The sequence below is a fragment of the Tsukamurella serpentis genome (assembly GCF_054780975.1).
Window position 1 is genome coordinate 22,529 of sequence record NZ_BAAGVH010000004.1, and the last position, 16,299, is coordinate 38,827.

A 16,299-nucleotide genomic window follows, 5' to 3' on the forward strand; every position below is an offset into this window, starting at 1 on the left:
GACCCATGAACCCCGCGTCCGAGGCGCCCGGCGCGTCGAATCACCAGTCCGACGCCGAGGTGGCCGAGCTGGCCGCTCGCCTGCGCTCTCCGCTCAATCAGTTGCACTTCCTGATCAGGCGCAACACCCCCGGTCCGGATCTGACGCCCGCCCAGCAGTCCGCGTTGCAGAGCCTGCTGCGGCTGGGACCGGTGCGCATGGGTGAACTGGCCCGCTTCCTGCGGATCCGACTGCCCTCCGCGACCAGCGCCGTCGACGGTCTCGAAAGGTTGGGACTGGCCCAGCGAACTCCGGACCCGGATGACGGCCGTGCGGTGGTGGTGCAGCTCTCCGAGCACGGCCAGGAGCTGACCTCGCAGCTGGTCGCTGCTCGTAACGAGGTGCTGACCGGCTATCTGCACGAGCTGACCGAGGATGAGCTCGGCCATCTCGACCGAGCCGTGCCCGCGCTGAACCGGTTGATCGAGCTGTACCGCGACGGCGACTGAGCGGCCGCTGCGGAATCGATCACAACCGCTTGCTCCGCCCGCGCCCTCTTAATTAGAGTTTCGTAGTAATTGAGAGGAGCAGCGATGCCGATCACCGTCCAACGCCACCACCCGGGCCACGCCCACCCGGGCCTGCGGGACACTCTCGCGGATCAGCCCCGAGCGGTATGGGTGACGGCGTTCGCCGCGGTGATCGCGTTCATGGGCATCGGCCTGGTGGATCCGATCCTGGTCTCGATCGCCGAGTCGCTGAACGCCACGCCCGGCCAGACCACCCTGTTGTTCTCCTCGTACCTGGGCGTACAGGTGGTGGCGATGCTGTTCATCGGGTGGTTCACCTCGGTCTTCGGCGCCAAACGGACGGTGATCGCCGGCCTGCTGCTGATCGTGATCGCCGCCGGCGCCTGCGCCCTGTCGGATTCCATCGGTGCACTGGTCGCCTGGCGTGCGGTGTGGGGCCTGGGCAATGCGCTGTTCATCGCCACCGCGCTGGCGGTGATCGTGGCTGCGGCCACCGGAGGGCAGCAGGGCGCGATCCTGCTGTACGAGGCGGCTCTGGGTCTGGGCCTCGCGGTGGGGCCGCTGCTCGGCGCGGTGCTGGGCGGGATCTCCTGGCGCGGCCCGTTCGCCGGTACCGCGGTACTCATGCTGATCGGTGCGGTGCTGTGCGCGACGATGCTCCGCTCCGATTCCGCGGAGGCCCGGGTCGCTCGACAGCGCACGGGCACGGTCTCACCATTGGCTCCACTGCGGGCGCTGCGGCAACGGGGACTGCTGCTCACCGGGCTCGGCTCGGCCTTCTACACCGCCGCCTTCTTCACGGTTCTCGCGTGGTCACCGTTCGTGCTCAACCGCAGTGCCTACTTCGTCGGCGCCGTGTTCGTCGGGTGGGGCCTGTTGGTGGCGGTCAGCGGCGTGTGGCTGGCTCCGCGGATCGCGGCCGCGGTCGGTGAGCGCGGCGGCTCCATCGCAGCGGTGCTGGTGTACGGCGCCCTGCTCGTGGTGGCGGCGCTCGGGCACCAGCACGTGGGTGTGGTGGTGCTCGTGGTGATCGCGTCCGGCGTCCCGTCCGGGGTGCTGAACACCCTGTTCACCGGCACCGCGATGTCGATCGCCGACGCCCCGCGCGCGGTGGCCAGCGCCGGTTACAACTTCCTGCGCTGGGCCGGCGGAGCCCTGGCCGCAACCCTGGTCGCGCATTTCGCGACCTGGTTCGGAGGGCCCGCGGCGCCGTTCTTCATCGGCGCCGGTGCCTGCGTGATCGCCGCACTGATCCTGACCCGGGTCACCCGCCGCGCAGCAGCCTCCGCGGTGGTCCCCACCGGCGCCGCCCTGGTGGGCGATGCCGAGTTCTGATCGACTCGGCGCCGGCGCCTAGGGTGGAGTGATGAGCTCCGACTCCCGGCCCACGGCGCTGATCACCGGCGCCTCGCGCGGGCTCGGCGAGCACATCGCACGCCGGCTCGCTCCCACCCATCGACTGCTGCTCGGCGGTCGCCCCTCCCCCGCGCTCGATGCTCTGAGCACCGAGTTCGACGGTGCCGAGGCCTTCGCCGTGGATCTCACCGACCACGCCGGCGTCGCCGAACGGGCATCGTCGATCGAGCGGCTCGATGTACTGGTGCACAACGCCGGGGTCGGGCGGATCGGGCGGATCGAGGACACCCCCACTGCGGATTGGCGGGAGATGTTCGAGGTGAACCTGCTCGCGGTGGTGGAGCTGACCAAAGCGCTGCTGCCCGCGCTGCGCGCCACCGGCGGGCACGTGGTGCTGGTCAACTCCGGAGCGGGTAAGCGCGCCAATCCCGGTTGGGCGGCCTACGCAGCGAGCAAGTTCGGGTTGACCGCGTTCGCCGAAGCGCTGCGGGCCGAAGAACCGTCCTTGCGGGTGACCAGCATCTTCCCCGGGCGGATCGATACCGATATGCAGCGCGGGATCTTCACCGCCGAGGGCCGCGAGTACACAGCCGAGGGTCTGCTCCGGCCGGAGACGGTGGCCGCCGCGGTTGCCGGTGCCATCACCGCCCCGGCCGATGCCCATCCGACCGAGCTGGTACTGCGGCCTCGCTGACGCCCGTCACCGCCGGTACTCCGGCAACGTGATCGGGGACTTGTACAAGGAGTTCACCCGCTCGCCCGCGAGCCAATCCTGGAGCCGCGCGGCCTGTGCATCGAGCGCGGCTCGGCCTTCCCGTGGCACTCCGGGCGCCGTCACCGGTACCACTGTGCCGTCGTCCTCCTGGATGTACGCGCCGACGATCCGGCCGTCCCACCAGGCAGTAGTACCGGCATTACCCGCGCGGTCGAAGACCGCCGGTGCGAACGCCGGATCGAGGTAGAAGGTGCGCTCCTTCCACCCCATGGGTGTCGGATCGAGTGCGGGGAGCAGCGCCGCCCACGGTTCGACCGGCTCCACCGGGGCGTCATCGCCGGGCAGCACCCAGCCGGTACCGTCACGCTCCAATCGCACTGGAACGGCATCGATCTCGGCGAGAGCCGCACGGATCACTGTCTTTGTAGCGCCGAACCACCACACCACATCGGCCTCGGTAGCCGGGCCGAAGGCCCGCAGGTACTCACCGACCATCACCGCGTAGGCCCGTCCCGGATCGATCCGTTGCGGTGACCGCCCGAGCCACTCGTCGGTCCGGGTCCACAGGTTGCGGTTGACCCGCCAGTGGCTCTCGTTCTTCGAACGCACCAGATCCCCTGCTGCCCCCAGCCAGTTCAGAACCCGCGGCGCCAGGTGGAACTCCCCGCCGTACGGCTTGCCCTCGGAGATCGTCACCCGGCCGTCGAGTTCGGGCAGCCTCCGGCGCAGTTCCACGGCGCTGAGCTCCCGGCCACTGAGCTCAGCGAGCACGGCCCCGCGTGCCCGCCGGAGCCAGGCGGCGCCGTCGGCGGCGATACCGGCACGAACCGCGTCCTTGGCGATCTTCGCGTGCTCCTGCGCCGCCACGCGCTGCGACGGACCGCTGAGGGCCGCCGGGTGCAGCTCGGCGGGGAAGACGAACATGGTGCGCCGCATGGCGAGTTGCTTGACCAGGGAGCGACGCTCCCACAGTTCATGCTCGTAATCGGCGCGGGTCACCGAATGCGTGCGCGCGTGCACCGAGAGGTACGGAGTGGCCGGCTCCGTGGCGTGCAGCACGGCGACGGCCTGCACCGCCTCATGTACCGACGTGACCCGGTGGACGGGGGCGAGGGCGTGACGCCGTGCCATACGGGCCCGGCGTTGCGCATCGTCGATCAGACGCATCCGGCGCTCCTGTCCTGCGAGTTCGCTTCCGTCCCGGATCTCCGGATCGAGGATACACCCACTCGCCCTTGTGTTCGATGTTATTGCATTCTCTCGTACACCGGAGTAGGCTTGGTTCAGCGGAAGGAGGCCCAGCATGTTCGAGAACACTTCTGCTGCTGATTATCTCGCCGCACTCAGCGCTTTCGAACATGCCGCCGAGCGATTGGCTCAGGCGAACCCCATCATGCTGTCCTCGGAGCAGTTGCTCGACGGGCTCCGCCGGCTCGAACGCGCTGCGCGCACGGTACCCAGTTGCCAGCACTGGCTCACCGAGGTGGGCATCGAGCAGGATCTGCCATATCGCTTGGGCTACACCGGGGTCAAGGAACTCCTGGTCGATCAACTGGGTCTGGCCGGCGCCGAAGCCCGGGAACGGATCATGGGTGCGCGGTCACGGGCACCCCGGCAGGAGCGCGGTTTCGCGCCCGAGCCTCGTCTGCCCCGGGCGGCGTCGGCACAACGCGCCGGTGACATCTCGGACCGGCACGCGCTGGCTATCGAACGGGCGCTCGGCAAATGCTCGCGCCGGCTCTCCCAGGCCGACCAGCAGGACCTGGAGGACATGTTGGTCACGGCCGCGGTCCGGGGCTGCACACCGGACGACATCACCCGTCTCGGGCGCCGCGCGTACGAACTTCTCGATCCGGACGGGGCGGAGCCCTCCGCGCAGGACGTCGCCCGCGCCCGTGACCTCACCGTTCGTCGGCAGGGTGACGATCTGATGTCGGAGTTCGGTGGCGCCCTCTCCCCCGAGGCTCGGGCACTGCTGGACGTGGTGCTGGAGAAGCTGGCACGTCCCGGAGTGATCAACCCCGAGGAGGAGCGGCCCGTCGACATCGACGATCCGGCCGCCGTCGCAGAGGCCGCTCGGCGTGATCGCCGCACCGCTGCACAGCGGAACCACGATGCGCTGGTCACGGCGCTGCGCACCGCGATCGGTTCGGGTGCGCTGGGCCGGCACCGGGGCCTCCCCTGCGTCCCGATCATCACGATGGGAATCGATCGACTCACCGCCGAGACCGGTATCGCGACCACGGCTACCGGTGGGCGGCTTCCGGTGGCGGACGCCCTGACGATGATGGGTGCCAATCCCAAATACGCTCTGCTGCTGGATCTCTCCGGGCGGCCGCTGTACCTGGGGCGGGAGAACCGGTTGGCTTCCACGGATCAACGGATCGCGCTGTACGGGTCGGAGAAGGGTTGCAGTGCACCGGGGTGTGATGCTCCGGCCACACGCTGCCAGGTGCATCACAAAACGGAGCGGAGGAACGGCGGAGCCACCGATATCTCGGTGCTGACGCTCGCCTGCGATGCTCACCACGGCAAGGTCGTCCCGAGTGACGACGAGATCCGCCGAGGTTTCGAGACCGTGACCGTGCCCGATGACGACGAGTTCTCCGGGCGCACCGGGTGGCGCCGCTCGGGTGATCCCGCCGGACGGTTCCGGGTGAACCACCTCCACCACCCACAGGAGCTCCATCGATTGGCGCTACGTCACCACCAGCAGCGACGTAGGCGATTCGCCGATGCTTGGCGCGCGGAGGACCTGCGGGTTCAATACCGGGACCTCGTCGGCACCATCTACGACGACATCAGCGCCACCCTCGACGGCCCGAACGGGCCTCCCCTACTCGAAGCCATGCTTTCCGAACACGACGCCGACAACATCTGGCGCGTGAACTCCCCGTGGCCGCTCGACGCCGCGGCCTGAACCGGAGTCGCTGCTCGCACCGGAACCTCGGATCACCGCACGCCCAGGTTGTGGGCGAGGCGATTCCGGCCGGGGCTACTCACCTGCGCACCGGCGCCGAAGCACCGGTCCACGTCGTCCGCGACCAGTCGAACCCCCGCACACGCCGGCCCGCGCACGGACTCGCCGCACCCCACTGCTCCTGGGTGAAGTCCTGGACGAGTTCGAGCAGGCTACGCCGCTCGGCCGTCGCCAGGTCCATCACCGATACGAGCACAGGGCCTCCACTACGGAACGATGTTCACCAGCTTGCCGGACACCACGATCACCTTCCGCGGAGCACCGTCGAGCAGCTCCACGATCTTCGGGTCCGCCAGGGCGGCCGCCTCCAAAGCCGAGTCCGAGGCATCCGCGCCGACCGTGATCCGGCTGCGGACCTTGCCCTTGACCTGCACCGGGATCTCCACGGTGTCCTGCACCAGCCACTCGTCCTGGGGCTGTGGGAACGGACCGTGCGCCAGCGACTCCTCATGACCCAGGCGGCTCCACAGCTCCTCCGCGATGTGCGGCGCCACCGGAGCCAGCATCAGAGCCAGCGGCTCGGCCACCGTCCGCGGCGCCCCGCCGGGATACTCCTTGGTCAGGTGATTGGTCAGCTCGATCAGTTTGGCGATGGCGGTGTTGTCGCGCATCTCCGAGAAGTCCTCACGGACACCGGCGATCGTGCGGTGCAGCAGGCGCATCGTCGCGTCCGACGGGGTCTCCTCGGAGACCCGCACGGCACCGCTCTCCTCGTCGACCACTGTGCGCCAGGCACGCTGCAGGAAGCGCTGCGCCCCGACCACGTCCTTGGTGGCCCAGGCCCGGTCCTGATCCAGTGGCCCCATCGACATCTCGTACACCCGAAGCGTATCGGCGCCGAAGTCCCGGGCGATATCGTCCGGAGCCACCGAGTTCTTCAGCGACTTGCCCATCTTGCCGTACTCGCGACGCACCTCCTGATCTCCCAGGAAGAACTTGCCGTCCCGCTCCACGACCTCCTCCGCGGGCACGTAGACACCCCGGGAGTCGGTGTAGGCGTAGGCCTGGATCATGCCCTGGTTGAACAACTTCCGGTACGGCTCCCGCGACGTCACGTACCCCAGGTCGAACAGCACCTTGTGCCAGAACCGTGCGTACAACAGGTGCAGCACCGCGTGCTCCACGCCACCGACGTACAGATCCACACCACCGGGATCCTGCGCACCGTTGCGCTCCGGCCGCGGCCCCATCCAATAGGCCTCGTTCTCCTTGGCGCAGAACGTCTCCGAGTTGGTCGGGTCCACGTACCGCAGCTGGTACCAGGAACTACCAGCCCACTGCGGCATCACATTCGCATCCCGGGTGTAATCCTTGAGGCCGTCGCCCAGATCCAACTCCAGGTGCAGCCACTCCACGGCCTTCGCCAACGGAGGAGAGGGCTGCGAATCGGAGTCCTCCGGATCGAAGGCCACCGGAGCGTAATCCTTGACCTCCGGAAGCAGCACCGCCAGTTCGGATTCCGGCAGGGCGTGCGGGGCACCGTCGCCGTCGAAGACGATCGGGAAGGGCTCCCCCCAGTACCGCTGACGGGCGAACAACCAGTCCCGGAGCTTGTACTGCACGGTGCCCGCTCCCGCACCGGTCTTCTCCAGGTAGTCGATCACAGCCTGCTTCGCCTCGGCGACGGCCAGACCGCTCAGGTCGATCTCGTCGTTCACCGAATTCACCAGCGGGCCGTCGCCGGTGTGCGGCTCGTCCGCCACGCCGGCTTCGCTGCCGATCACCTCGACGATCGGCAGCCCGAACTTCGTCGCGAACTCGTAGTCACGGCCATCGTGCGCGGGCACCGCCATGATCGCGCCGGTGCCGTAGCCCATCAGCACGTAGTCGCCGATGAACACAGGTACGGGAGAGCCGTTGACCGGGTTGACCGCGGTGCTGCCGAGGAACACACCGGTCTTCTCCTTGCCCTCCTGGCGTTCCAGGTCGGACTTCGCGGCGATCGACGCCCGGTACGCGGCGACCGCCTCGGCGGGCGTACCGGCCCCACCGGTCCACCGCTCGTCGGTACCCTCCGGCCAGGCCGCCGCGGTCAGCGCATCCACCAGCGGATGCTCGGGGCTGAGCACCATGTAGGTCGCGCCGAACAGGGTGTCCGGGCGAGTGGTGAAGACCTCGATCGGATCGACCCCGGAAACGCCGGGGGAGAACCGGACCCGGGCACCGCGGCTGCGGCCGATCCAGTTGCGCTGCATGGACTTGACCTTCTCCGGCCAGTCCAGCACGGCGAGATCGTCGATCAGACGATCGGAGTACGCGGTGATGCGCATCATCCACTGACGCAGCTGCTTGCGGTACACCGGGAAGTTGCCGCGTTCGCTACGCCCCTCAGCGGTGACCTCCTCGTTGGCCAGCACCGTCCCCAGTCCGGGGCACCAGTTCACCAGCGAATTGCTCTCGTACACCAGACGGTGATCGTCGAGCACCGCGCCGCGCTCGGCCGCAGTCAGGGCCGACCAGTCCCGGCCGTCACCGACGGCGCGGGCACCGGAGGCGAACTCGGCCTCCAGCTCGGCGATCGGCCGCGCCCGGTCCTGCTCGGCGTCGTACCAGGCGTTGTAGATCTGCAGGAAGATCCACTGCGTCCAGTGGTAGAACTCCGGATCGGTGGTGGAGACCCGACGCCGCTCGTCGTGCGCGAGACCGAGCGAGCCGATCTGCTCCAGATACCGGGCGATGTTCTTGTCGGTGGTCTCGCGCGGATGCGTACCGGTCTGCACCGCGTACTGCTCGGCCGGCAGGCCGAAAGCGTCGAAACCCATCGTGTGCAGGACGTTCGCACCGTTCATCCGGTGATAGCGACCGAAGACGTCGGTGGCGATGAAACCGAGCGGATGTCCCACGTGGAGGCCGGCTCCGGACGGGTACGGGAACATGTCCAGGATGAACAGCTTCTCGGCGGGCAGAGTGCCCTCGCCGCGCAGCGGCCCGACGGGATTCGGAGCGTTGAACACGCCACCGTCGCGCCACCGGTCACGCCAGCGCTGTTCAATGGCACCGGCGAGCTCGGCGGTGTACCGGTGGGCGGGCCCGGCCGAGAGAGTCTGATCAACGTTCTGCGTCACCCCACCAGCCTAAATCGTGCCCCTGGTCGGACGAAATTCGCGCCGAACCTACACTGGAGGGGTGTTCGTGCTGGTCGTGATCCTCGCCCTGGCTGCTCTTGCAGCCGTCCTCGTGGGTGCCGCCGGGCTCTCCGGCCGCCTCCCGGAGAACGGATTCGTGGGGGTCCGCACCGAACAGACCCTCTCCGATCCGCTGCTGTGGCGCACCGCGAACCGGGTCGCCGGGCCCAGTCTGATCGCTGCGGGCCTGATCTTCGCAGGTGGAGCCCTCGTCGGGCTGGTGATGGACGCCCCGTGGGGCTACGCGGCCGTCGCGATCGCCGTGCTCGCCGCACTGTTGCTGGCCGGTTTCGGTGCGTTGCAGGGGTCGCGGGCCGCATCCATCCAGGCGCGCCTGCAGATGCCCCAGTCCACCTGCTGCAGCGCCGACGGTGCCGACGGCGCCGGCGCTAAGAGCACCGCCGGGGGAGCCGGGGGAGCCGGGGGAGCCGGGGGAGCGCCGTCGGTCGATCCTGCCGCGGACTGCGGCGTGACCGGCGGTTGCGGCGCGTGCGCACTCAAGGGGATGTGCGATCACGAGTCCCACCCCGCCTGATCGATGAAGCGACTCCTCGACCGATTGTCGCTGGACGGTTTCGTCCTGACGATCATGGCGACGGTCGCCGTCGCCGCGGTGATCCCGGCCACCGGCAGAGCCGAACCGGTGGTCGGCTGGGGAGTCACCGTCGCGATCGCAGTCCTGTTCTTCCTGTACGGCGCTCGGATCCATCCCCGCGAGGCGATCTCCGGACTCACCCACTGGCGCCTGCACCTGGTGATCCTGACCTGTACGTTCGTGGTCTTCCCGATCCTCGGCGTACTCGTACGGTTCGTCCCGGACACCGTGCTGAGGCCCGAGCTGTACGCCGGTGTGCTGTTCCTGACCCTGCTGCCCTCGACGGTCCAGGCGTCCATCGCGTTCACCTCGATCGCCGGCGGCAATGTGCCCGGGGCGATCGTGAGCGCGTCGGTGTCGAACCTGCTCGGCGTGTTCATCACTCCGCTGCTGGTGCTGGGCCTGATGGCCACGACCGGTCAGGTCGGCTTCCGCAGCAGCTCGATCGTGGACCTGTGCCTACAACTGCTGGCGCCGTTCCTCCTGGGTCAACTGATGCGACCGTGGATCGGCGGCTTCGTCACCCGCCACGCGGCGACCCTGAAGTACGTGGACCGGGGTTCGATCGTGCTGGTGGTGTATTCGGCGTTCTCCGCCGGGATGCGCGAGCACATCTGGAGCCAGGTCTCGTGGGTCGGTGTGGTGCAGCTGGTGCTGCTCTCGGCGGTGCTGGTGGTGTTCATGCTGTGGCTGACCCGGCTGATCGCCGAACGCGCCGGTTTCGACCGGGCGGACATGATCGCGGTCCAGTTCTGCGGGTCCAAGAAGTCCATGGCCACCGGCCTTCCGATGGCGGCGGTGCTGTTCGCGGGTCAGCCGGTGGGTCTGCTGGTACTGCCGCTGATGGTCTTCCACCAGGTGCAACTGATGATGTGCTCCTGGCTGGCCGCCCGGTACGGCCGCGAGCTCCCGACTCCCACGACCTAACTGAATCGACCGGATCAGGGTTCGTGCAGCACCCGGGGCAGCGATCTCGGCGCAGGAATGTCGGTGGGTTCCCCGGTTCAGGGGACGGTTCGCTGTTCGGCGACCAGCCTCAGCGTCGGCTCCACCCGCTCGATGAACCACTTCCTGCTCAGCGATGTCGGCTGGTACACCGAGTACGTCAGGTCCAGATCGGCGACGACGGTGCTGTCCCGCTGCACCTGCGGCAGCGCGGTGTAGCCGGGCAGGCGCAAGAGGTCGGCGCCGGTGGCCCCGTTGGGGTAGATCGCCATGAAGTTGGCACCGATCCGGGGAAGCAGTTCCAGCGAGACCATGCCGCGGGTGGCGGCGTCGGTGAACCGTGGCTCGTCACGGATGGCCTGCGGCACCGTCAGTCCCAGCTCGGAGAAGAAGCGATTGGTGGGGTCCTGAGGGTCGGCGATCACGTTGAAGCTGCTGGACGCGGCCACGTACTGGGCGACGAAACCCGTCTTCCCTTTCAGGCCCGGGTACCTGCGAGCAACCTGCGCGATCTGCTCCCGGTCGGCGTCGATCACACCACGGGCCCGGCTCTCCTGTCCGAGGATCTTCCCGAGCGCCAGCAATTGCGTGTCCCAGCCGGCGTCCTTACCCGATGCGCCGATCCCGCCGAGCACCTTGGTCACTCCGCTGACCTGCTTGTAGTTCTCTCCGCGCACCACGCGATGGTCACCGACGAACAGGTCCGGGCGGAACTTCGCGATCTCCTCCACCGGCAGCGCGGAGCCGGTGCCCTTGATCACCGGCACGTCCCGCAGCAACTCCCGCTGCCAGGGCGCCGGCAACTCCTGGGTGAGCTGCACGATCGCGACCGGTTTGAGGCCGAGGGCGAGCACGTTGTCGATCGAGTAGCCCGAGGCGACGATCCGCTTCGGTCCCACCGGGTAGTCGATCGCCCCGTTCGCCTGGGAGACGGTCACCGTGGCCGAGGTCTGAGGGCCGGTTGCCGACGGTGCACCGCCGCACCCTCCGATCACCAGGGCCATCACCGCGGACACCGCCGCCACTGCGAAGCGAGACACACACCCTCCTAGGTTCAGGAGGTAAGCCTAACCTAATAGGCGGTCAATTGGTAGCGACGTCCACCGGGTGCGTGGCCAGCATCGACAACGGGAAACCCTGCCTGCGCAGCACGGCACCCCACAGATCCACCCGGGGCGGCGCGAGCACGTCCGCGTGCAGCGACCGGCAGGGGATCCAATCGTCCCGGGCCAGTTCCTCGTCGAGCTGCCCCATTCCCCAGCCGCTGTATCCGGCGAAGATCCGCACCCCGTCGAGCAGCTCGTCCATCATCTCGACGTCCGAATCGAGGTCGACCAGCACGACCCGGCCGGACACCGGCTGCAGTCCGCGAATGCCCTCCACGTCGACACCGGCCTTCACCACACCCAGGCACAGCGCCGCGGACTGGTTGACCGGGCCGCCCACGAACACGGCCTTCGGCTTGGCGGCCATCTCGTGCCACTGCGGCAGCACTCCGTGAACCGCCGATTCGCTGGGCCGGTTGAGCACCACGCCCAGCCCACCGGACTCGTTGTACTCGATCAGGTACACCACCGAACGGGCGAAAGTGGGCTCGAGCAACTCCGGAGAGGCCACCAGCAGCGTCCCGGACGTGACCTCGAAGGAGACGTCGTCCGCGGGCGCATCCGAGCTCTCCCCTGAGGACGCGTCACGGGGAGAGGATTCGTTCGAACGATCGGGACCCACTCGTCCATCATGGCACGTCGACCGGGCTGCCGGTCCGCCCCACGCAACCCGATCCACATCGCTAGGCTGTCCGGCGTGACGAGCAGCCGTCCGGACGCCGGCGCGGCGGCCGCGAAACCCGCGTGGCGGACCTTCCGCGACCTACCGGACCTGCTGCGACTACTCGGGGTGCGGCTCCTCAGTCAGTACACCGAGGGGCTGTTCCAGGCCGCTCTGGGCACTGCGATCGTGTTCAACCCGGAACGCAACGCCACCCCCGCCGACATCGCCACCGGGCTCGCCGTCCTGCTCCTGCCGTACTCCGCGATCGGCCCGTTCGCAGGAGCACTCCTGGACCGCTGGGACCGTCGACGGGTCTTCATCGTCGCCAACCTGGTACGTGCTCTGCTGATCACGTTCTGCGCAGCCGTCCTCGCCTCCGGTGCGGGGGAGACCGCGATCTTCGTGGTAGCGCTCGCGGTCGGCGGCGCCGGCCGGTTCGTGGCCTCGGGGCTGTCCGCGGCACTGCCACACGTGGTGGACAAACCGCAGCTGGTGGCGATGAACTCGGTGACCACCACGCTCGGGGCCGGCGCCACCGCACTCGGCGCCAGCACCGCCGTGGCACTGCGCGCGGTATTCGGAGCCGACGACGCCGGCAGCGGCGGGGTACTCGGCTGCGCGGCTCTGATCGCCGTCGCCGGGGCGCTGCTGGCAACCCGCTTCCCGTCCGGCGTACTGGGCCCCGACCACGATCTGCCCGGGCAGGACCGGCGGGCCACCGCGATCCGGGACTTCGCCGCGGGCCTGGCGCACGGCGCACTCGCGGCGTGGCGGGCACCGTCGGTGGCGGCGGCGCTGACCGGGATGGGGGCGCACCGGGTGGTGTTCGGGTTCAACACCCTCATGTTGCTACTGCTCACCCGGCACCACTTCACCGACGGCACGCTGGGCCTGGCCGGCTTCGGTTCGGTGGCCGCCGCCACCGCGATCGGCATGTTCGTCGCCGCCGTGGTCACCCCGTTCGCGGTGATCCGGGTGGGCCGGCGCACCACAGTCCTCGGCGCACTCGTCCTGGCCGGCCTCACCCAGCTCACCGTGTTGACCTTGAGCTTCCCTGTGCTGGTCGGCGCCGCCGCGGTGCTCGGGCTGGCCGGACAGGTGGTCAAGCTCTCCGGCGATGCCGCCATGCAACTCGACGTCCCGGACGAGCGGCGCGGCCAGGTCTTCGCCTTCCAGGACGCGATCTTCAACGTCACCTTCGTCGGTGCGGTGGCGCTCGCCGCAGCGCTCGTCCCGTTCGACGGTGCCGATCGCACCCTCGCCGCCGCGGGCGCCGCGCTCTACGCCGCGGCGCTGGCCGCGGTGCTCGTGCTGTACCGGCGGGGAACCCCGGCGGGTCCCGGTGCGTCCAATTGATATGGGGGATTCGGGGGAGGGTCCGCACCTCGTCGAGTACTGGTTCGGCGACGGCACCGGCCCGATCACGCACTGGCGGTCACCGTCGATCCGGGGTTCGGTGCTGCTGGACTTCGACGGGGACGGGCGGGTCGACGACGCCATGATCGACCTCGACGGGGACGGGCGCGCCGAGATCGCGGCCCTCGACCTCGACGACGACGGTGGCGCCGAGACCCGGTTCCGCGACGACGGCTCCGGACTGTGGTCGGTGCCGGACCGGGAGCCCCGCACACCCTCCACCTGCCGGGCACCGGACACCGCCGATCAACGGCCCGAACCTCCGCCGCAGCCGGTGACCCCGCTGGCCTCCGATCCCGGGCAACCACCCCGTCAGGCGCTCATCGACACCGACTCCGACGGCACCCCCGACCTGCTGCTCTTCGATTCCGATGGGGACGGCGCCGCGGACGGCGCGACGGCCACCCGCTGACCGCTACGAGCCCTGACGCTCGGCCCACCAGCGCTGGAGTTCGGCCTCGGCCTGATCGCGGTCCAGCGGTCCACGGTCCAGGCGCAGTTCCTTGAGGTGCTTCCACGCCGCACCCACCTCGGGACCCGGCGGCAGCCCCAGCAACTCCATGATCGCGTTGCCGTCGAGGTCAGGACGCACCCGCGCCAGATCCTCCTTGGCCGCGATGTCGTCGATCCTGCGCTCGAGACCGTCGTAGGTGGCCTGCAGCCGGGCGGCGCGCCGCTTGTTGCGGGTGGTGCAGTCGGCGCGGACCAGCTTGTGCAGACGGGGCAGCAGTGGTCCGGCGTCGGTGACGTACCGGCGCACCGCCGAATCGGTCCACTGGCCGTCGCCGTAGCCGTGGAAGCGCAGGTGCAGGAAGACCAGCTGTGCGACGTCCTCGGTGACGGCCTTCGGGTAGGCCAGCGCCCGCATCCGTTTGCGCACCAGCTTGGCGCCGACCACCTCGTGGTGGTGGAAGGAGACGCCGCCGCCCGGCTCGTGCCGGCGGGTGGCAGGCTTGCCGATGTCGTGCAGTAGGGCTGCCCAGCGCAGGATCAGGTCCGGATCGGACTCCTCCAAGTCGATCGCCTGCTGCAGAACGGTCATCGAATGCCAGAAGACGTCCTTGTGCTGGTGGTGTTCGTCGATCGCGAGCTTCATCCCGGGGATCTCCGGGATCACCCGCTCGGCGAGCCCGGAATCGACCAGAGCCACGATCCCGTCCACCGGGTACCGGCCCAGGATCAGCTTGTCCAGTTCGGCCCGGACCCGCTCGGCGGTGATCCGATCGATCTCCTCGGCCATGTCGGTCATCGCGGCCTGCACCCGGGGCGCCACCGCGAAACCGAGCTGGGAGACGAAGCGGGCCGCCCGGAGCATCCGCAGTGGATCGTCGGAGAAGGACTCCTGCGGTGCCGCCGGCGTGTCGATCACACCGGCGAGCAGGGCGTCGAGACCGCCCAGCGGGTCCTCGAAGTCCTCGGCCCCGTCCCGGCCCACCCGCACCGCCATGGCGTTGATCGTGAAGTCGCGGCGCACCAGGTCGTCGTGCAGGTTCTCCCCGAACCGCACCACCGGGTTGCGGGTGACCCGGTCGTAGGCCTCCGCCCGGTAGGTGGTGATCTCGATCTGCTGACCGGCGAACGCGGCGCTGACCGTGCCGAACTCGATGCCGGTGTCCCACATGGCCTCGGCCCAACCGCGCAACAACCGCTGCACCTGCTCCGGACGGGCATCGGTGGTGAAGTCGAGATCGCTGGTCAGACGACCCAGCAAGGCGTCACGGACCGACCCGCCCACCAGGAACAGTTCGTGTCCGGCGTCGGCGAACCGGGCGCCCAGCGGCGCCAGCACATCGGACAGTTCGCGCAGTGAGATGTGTGCCGCCGCCAACAGGCGGGTGCGGCGCTCGGCGCGGGCCTGGTCTCCGGTCTCGGTCACATCGCGCCAGTCTACTGCCGCGCCAAAAGACCACGGTGGCGTATCGAACCCCGACCGGCCAGTAGCATCGGGGAGTGACCTCCGCCGAATCAGCCGACTCCTCGGGCAGCCCGCAGCGCCCGGGTTCCGTCGGCGACTCCGCGGGAAAGGGTGCCGGTCGGCCCCGCCGACGGCGGCGGCGCGGAGGACGCGGACGCGGTCGTGCCCAGCTCTCGGCCGTCACCGAACAGAAGACCGCGCCGGACTCCGCTGCGCTCGCCTCGAACGCGTCGGGGAAGGCACCGTCGGACGGGTCCGCGCAGACCGGTCAACCGGCCCGCAAGCAGGGCGAGAACGGTCCCAAGCCCAAGCAGAAGCGATCGGGTACCGGGCGCGGCCGCCCGGACCCGCGGGTACGAACGGTCCGTGAGACCTCCGCCGGTGGCCTGGTGATCTCCGGCCTGAACAGCGATGACGAGCTGCGGGCGGCGCTGATCGGTCGGGTGGACCGCCGTGGCCGCACCCTGTGGTCGCTGCCCAAGGGGCACATCGAGGAGGGTGAGACCGCCGAGCTCACCGCGATCCGGGAGATCGCCGAGGAAACCGGTCTCACCGGCTCGGTCCTGGCCCCGATCGGCAAGATCGACTACTGGTTCGCCGTCGAAGGACGCCGCGTGCACAAGACCGTGCACCACTTCCTGCTGTCCTGGGAGAGCGGTGACCTCTCCGCCGAGGACTACGAGGTCTCCGAGGTGGCGTGGGTGCCGCTCACCGAGCTCGCGACCCGCCTGACGTACTCCGACGAGCGCAAACTGGTGGCCGCCGCGCGCACCGTCATCGACGATCTCGCCTCCGACCCGGACGAGCTGGCCGCGCGTGTCGCGGCGCTGCCGCGCAGCGAACCGTCGGCCTACGAGCGCGCCGCGGCCGAACGGAACGCGGTCCGCAACGATCCGCCGAAGCCGCGGCGCCGGCGCGGTGGTCGCCGGGCCCGTGGCCGGCGCGGTAGTGGGAGCGGACAGACGTGATCCGG

15 protein-coding genes are annotated in these 16,299 nt (G+C 69.4%); 9 read left to right on the top strand and 6 right to left on the bottom strand.

Annotated features, from left to right (window positions below):
- Window positions 1-5: 5 nt before the first annotated feature.
- The 3 genes from ACYVHG_RS11900 (at window position 6) to ACYVHG_RS11910 (ending at window position 2,559) form a co-directional block, all read left to right on the top strand.
- Window positions 6-488 (top strand): MarR family winged helix-turn-helix transcriptional regulator, encoded by a 483-nt coding sequence (locus tag ACYVHG_RS11900; RefSeq protein ID WP_461167676.1) that lies wholly within the window; start codon window positions 6-8, stop codon window positions 486-488.
- Window positions 489-572: 84 nt separating this feature from the next.
- Window positions 573-1,844: an MFS transporter gene (locus ACYVHG_RS11905; protein ID WP_461167677.1), complete on the top strand. Its 1,272-nt coding sequence runs from the start codon at window positions 573-575 to the stop codon at window positions 1,842-1,844.
- A 31-nt stretch (window positions 1,845-1,875) separates the two neighbouring features.
- Window positions 1,876-2,559, top strand: coding sequence for an SDR family oxidoreductase (locus tag ACYVHG_RS11910; RefSeq protein WP_461167678.1), 684 nt, complete (start codon window positions 1,876-1,878; stop codon window positions 2,557-2,559).
- Between the two features lie 6 nt (window positions 2,560-2,565).
- On the opposite strand, the gene ACYVHG_RS11915 is transcribed toward ACYVHG_RS11910, so the two are convergent.
- Window positions 2,566-3,747 (bottom strand): winged helix DNA-binding domain-containing protein, encoded by a 1,182-nt coding sequence (locus tag ACYVHG_RS11915; RefSeq protein ID WP_461167679.1) that lies wholly within the window; start codon window positions 3,745-3,747, stop codon window positions 2,566-2,568.
- A 136-nt stretch (window positions 3,748-3,883) separates the two neighbouring features.
- Between ACYVHG_RS11915 and ACYVHG_RS11920 the strand changes: the two genes are divergently transcribed.
- Complete coding sequence (locus ACYVHG_RS11920; protein WP_461167680.1) at window positions 3,884-5,500, top strand: HNH endonuclease signature motif containing protein; 1,617 nt, start codon at window positions 3,884-3,886, stop codon at window positions 5,498-5,500.
- A gap of 79 nt (window positions 5,501-5,579) precedes the next feature.
- Here ACYVHG_RS11920 and ACYVHG_RS11925 read toward each other — a convergent pair whose 3' ends face one another.
- Together ACYVHG_RS11925 and leuS are read right to left on the bottom strand one after the other, a co-directional pair.
- Complete coding sequence (locus ACYVHG_RS11925; protein ID WP_461167681.1) at window positions 5,580-5,756, bottom strand: hypothetical protein; 177 nt, start codon at window positions 5,754-5,756, stop codon at window positions 5,580-5,582.
- A gap of 10 nt (window positions 5,757-5,766) precedes the next feature.
- The gene (gene leuS, locus ACYVHG_RS11930; RefSeq protein WP_461167682.1) at window positions 5,767-8,625 is read right to left on the bottom strand and encodes a leucine--tRNA ligase; all 2,859 of its coding nucleotides are present in this window, start codon (window positions 8,623-8,625) and stop codon (window positions 5,767-5,769) included.
- Between the two features lie 61 nt (window positions 8,626-8,686).
- Between leuS and ACYVHG_RS11935 the strand changes: the two genes are divergently transcribed.
- Window positions 8,687-9,220 carry an SdpI family protein gene (locus tag ACYVHG_RS11935; RefSeq protein WP_461167683.1) on the top strand — a complete coding sequence of 178 codons (534 nt, stop codon included), beginning with the start codon at window positions 8,687-8,689 and terminating at the stop codon, window positions 9,218-9,220.
- Between the two features lie 3 nt (window positions 9,221-9,223).
- A complete protein-coding gene (locus ACYVHG_RS11940) occupies window positions 9,224-10,207 on the top strand; it encodes a bile acid:sodium symporter family protein (RefSeq protein ID WP_461167684.1) in 984 nt (327 codons plus the stop codon).
- 77 nt (window positions 10,208-10,284) lie between these two features.
- On the opposite strand, the gene ACYVHG_RS11945 is transcribed toward ACYVHG_RS11940, so the two are convergent.
- Together ACYVHG_RS11945 and ACYVHG_RS11950 are read right to left on the bottom strand one after the other, a co-directional pair.
- A complete protein-coding gene (locus ACYVHG_RS11945) occupies window positions 10,285-11,265 on the bottom strand; it encodes an ABC transporter substrate-binding protein (RefSeq protein WP_461167685.1) in 981 nt (326 codons plus the stop codon).
- A gap of 43 nt (window positions 11,266-11,308) precedes the next feature.
- Window positions 11,309-11,953 (bottom strand): YqgE/AlgH family protein, encoded by a 645-nt coding sequence (locus tag ACYVHG_RS11950; RefSeq protein ID WP_461167686.1) that lies wholly within the window; start codon window positions 11,951-11,953, stop codon window positions 11,309-11,311.
- Between the two features lie 75 nt (window positions 11,954-12,028).
- Here ACYVHG_RS11950 and ACYVHG_RS11955 point away from each other — a divergent pair, with 75 nt between their 5' ends.
- Both ACYVHG_RS11955 and ACYVHG_RS11960 read left to right on the top strand, forming a co-directional pair.
- Window positions 12,029-13,351, top strand: coding sequence for an MFS transporter (locus ACYVHG_RS11955; RefSeq protein ID WP_461167687.1), 1,323 nt, complete (start codon window positions 12,029-12,031; stop codon window positions 13,349-13,351).
- A 1-nt stretch (window position 13,352) separates the two neighbouring features.
- Window positions 13,353-13,823, top strand: a complete 471-nt coding sequence (locus tag ACYVHG_RS11960) for a hypothetical protein (RefSeq protein WP_461167688.1) — start codon at window positions 13,353-13,355, stop codon at window positions 13,821-13,823.
- A 3-nt stretch (window positions 13,824-13,826) separates the two neighbouring features.
- On the opposite strand, the gene ACYVHG_RS11965 is transcribed toward ACYVHG_RS11960, so the two are convergent.
- Entirely contained in the window at window positions 13,827-15,287 is a 1,461-nt protein-coding gene (locus ACYVHG_RS11965) for a CCA tRNA nucleotidyltransferase (protein WP_461167689.1), read from the bottom strand.
- 74 nt (window positions 15,288-15,361) lie between these two features.
- Between ACYVHG_RS11965 and ACYVHG_RS11970 the strand changes: the two genes are divergently transcribed.
- Window positions 15,362-16,294, top strand: coding sequence for an NUDIX hydrolase (locus ACYVHG_RS11970; RefSeq protein ID WP_461167690.1), 933 nt, complete (start codon window positions 15,362-15,364; stop codon window positions 16,292-16,294).
- The last annotated feature ends 5 nt before the right edge of the window (window positions 16,295-16,299 follow it).

Bases quoted from the DNA above. Each gene is read 5' to 3' on its own strand.
- ACYVHG_RS11960 (WP_461167688.1), top strand. From the start codon at position 13,353: ATGGGGGATTCGGGGGAGGGTCCGCACCTCGTCGAGTACTGGTTCGGC.
- ACYVHG_RS11900 (WP_461167676.1), top strand. From the start codon at position 6: ATGAACCCCGCGTCCGAGGCGCCCGGCGCGTCGAATCACCAGTCCGAC.
- ACYVHG_RS11915 (WP_461167679.1), bottom strand. From the start codon at position 3,747: ATGCGTCTGATCGACGATGCGCAACGCCGGGCCCGTATGGCACGGCGT.
- ACYVHG_RS11940 (WP_461167684.1), top strand. From the start codon at position 9,224: ATGAAGCGACTCCTCGACCGATTGTCGCTGGACGGTTTCGTCCTGACG.
- ACYVHG_RS11910 (WP_461167678.1), top strand. From the start codon at position 1,876: ATGAGCTCCGACTCCCGGCCCACGGCGCTGATCACCGGCGCCTCGCGC.
- ACYVHG_RS11920 (WP_461167680.1), top strand. From the start codon at position 3,884: ATGTTCGAGAACACTTCTGCTGCTGATTATCTCGCCGCACTCAGCGCT.
- ACYVHG_RS11905 (WP_461167677.1), top strand. From the start codon at position 573: ATGCCGATCACCGTCCAACGCCACCACCCGGGCCACGCCCACCCGGGC.